This window comes from Candidatus Eisenbacteria bacterium (assembly GCA_035712145.1).
Lineage (GTDB): Bacteria > Eisenbacteria > RBG-16-71-46 > RBG-16-71-46 > RBG-16-71-46 > DASTBI01.
Map to the genome: position 1 here is coordinate 1 of DASTBI010000042.1, position 2,512 is coordinate 2,512.

Consider the following 2,512-nt stretch of genomic DNA (forward strand, 5'->3'; position numbering starts at 1 on the left):
CTGGCCCTCCGCCCCGGCGTGTGCGGCAGGCTTCTTCGAGAAGTAGCACGGACACAACATGGGACAGGAGCAGGCTTCGATGACGCTGGCCTTCATGCTCCAGGAGGTGCTCTTGTCCGCGCTCGCCATCGCCGTGGCGCCGAGAAGGAAGACCGTGATCCAGGCGGCCAGGAGCTTCGGCATCGTGCAACCTCCTTGCATGGCGTCGATCGGCGGCAGGCTACGTCCGCGATAAGGAGCATGCAAGGAAGGGCGCGCTTTCTCTCCGTCAAGGGGTTACCGTTGCCGCTGGAGGCTGGCCATGCGAGCACGCTCTGGGATCCGTCTACTCCTCGCGCTTCAAGCTGCCTGGTGGAGTGGCGTGCTGCTGGTCGACGAGCCGTTTCATCCGTTCGAGTCGGCGCACGCCGCGACGGTCGGGCCCGATGCCGACTCCCTTTATCGTCGCGCCCTCGGCCACTTGGCTCGCCCCTCGCCCGAACATCGGCGACTGGCCCTCAAGGACCTCGAAGCCGCGGCGCGGAGGGCAGATCACCGTACCGACATTCTGCACGCGGTCGCTTGGACCTATTCCGGCATGGGTTACCCCGGGCGCGCGCGCGCCTGCCTGAATCAGATCAGCCGATTGTCGGCCGATGATGGGGAAGCTCAGCTCCACCTCGGACTGCTATGGAAGTGGTCGTGGCTTGCTTCTCTCAGCTCCTCCGACTATGCGCAATCCTTGCGATCTCTTCTGCGGGCGGCCGCGCTCGCGCCGAGAGATCTCGAATGTCGACTCGCGCTGACGGCGCTCGCTTTGGCCAAGGGCAACGTCCGGCTCGGAGTCCAGGCTGCGAAGAGCGCGATCCTTTGCGATCGCACCGCCCCCGAAGCGGCGCTCGCTCTGGGCACCGCATCCTATTTCGCCGGAGACCTGGTACGGGCGGACAGCGCATTCCGCGCCGCCGTGCCCCGGCTTCCGGCGGAGATCAGGGGACGCTTCACGGATCTGACGGGAATCGCCTTCGACGCATCCCTGGCGCAGCTGTCGCGCGCGGAGGCGGAGGCCGACGCGTTCTGGCGGGATCGAGATCCCGACCTCACCACGCCTCACCATGAAGCGCGGCTCGACTTCCTGGCCCGCGTGGCGCATGCGGTGTTGCTCTTGCGAGATCGGCGGGGCTCGACCTGGGACATGCGGGCCGAGCTGTTCGCCCGTTACGGGATCCCCAAGAAGGTCGAGCTGCCGCCGCCACCTGGCGAGGGCGAGGACGTCTTCTCCTACCTGACGTTCTTTCCGTTCAAGGAGGTGGGCATTGGATTTCCTTATCACCAGCAGACCTGGGTCTATCCCGACTTGGGCCTGCGCGTGGAGCTCTGGGATCGGTCGCTGAGAGAATCCTATGGACTCTCGGTCAGCGAGTTCGAGGATGCCGACCCGCGCCCCAGCCTGGACATCTTGGCCGAGCGCGCCGACCTGGTGGCGCTCGAAGGAGGAGTCGGAGTCTACCGATCCCTTCCTCCAGGCAGCACGCCCATGTCGGTCCGAGCGATTCTCGCGCAGTTCCCATCGGATACGGGCGCTCGTCTGCTCGGATACGTCGAGGCGGATGGCGGCCCAGCCGACACGCTGCGTGGATCGTGGGCCGTTGTCGGAGCAGACGGACGGGTTGTTGCACGGAACGGCGGCCTCCTCGCGGTCTCGGCCTGCGATCCCGGGGCTCGTAAAGTCGTCCAGTTCGACGCCGTGGTCCCGCCCGGGACCTATCGCGTGCATCTTGCGGTCGACGGTCCGCAGGGCCGGCGCGGCATCGCGCGACTGGAGAGCCACGTCGAGCCTCCTTCCGCACAGCTCGCCCTCAGCGAGCTGGTGCCAATCTGCGAAGCTTCGGTCGAACGCTTGCCCGGCGAGCCCATACGCCTAGATCCCGACTTCGAGCGGCGGGTGAGAGGGCCGCGCGGGTTGTCGGTCTACTTCGAGGTGGACCACCTCTCGGTGGACCAGAATGGGCGCTCTCGATTCGCCTATGCCTACGTCGTGCGCCGCGCCGATACGAAGCGCGGCTCCGGCCGCAAAGACGCGGACTTCGAGGCCTGGCGCGAGGAAGAGAACGCGGGACCGCATCGTCGCCAGTTCGTGAGCGGGTTCGTGACGTCCCTGCAGCCGGGCGCTTATGACTTCGAGATCGTGGTGCGCGACCTCCGATCTGGAGCGGTGGCGAGGCGCTCGATCCGCTTCTTCAAAGCCTAGCCGCCGGACGCCCTCCTGGGACGGGACAGTCACTTCCCAGGGGTGGTCGATCTCCTCTCGACATCGCGAGCCGGCATTTGCCGGCGGTGCTCGACGTCCGATAACCTGTTTGGCCACTTCGGGCAGCGCATCCCCCCGAACGCCCGAAAGGAGCCCACCGCCGTGAAGAGCCCATTCCTCGAGACGCTGCGCCAGCGAGTGCTGGTCTATGACGGCGCCATGGGCACGCAGATCCAGGCGGCCGGGCTCACCGCCGAGGACTTCGGCGGGAAGCGCCTGGAA

General features: G+C 66.8%; 2 protein-coding genes. One reads left to right on the forward strand and one right to left on the reverse strand.

The window, feature by feature from the left end; translation table 11 throughout:
- The coding region (locus VFQ05_02640; GenBank protein ID HET9325650.1) for a hypothetical protein at positions 1-183 on the reverse strand (183 nt) is incomplete at its 3' end.
- A gap of 118 nt (positions 184-301) precedes the next feature.
- Between VFQ05_02640 and VFQ05_02645 the strand changes: the two genes are divergently transcribed.
- Entirely contained in the window at positions 302-2,230 is a 1,929-nt protein-coding gene (locus VFQ05_02645) for a hypothetical protein (GenBank protein HET9325651.1), read from the forward strand.
- The last annotated feature ends 282 nt before the right edge of the window (positions 2,231-2,512 follow it).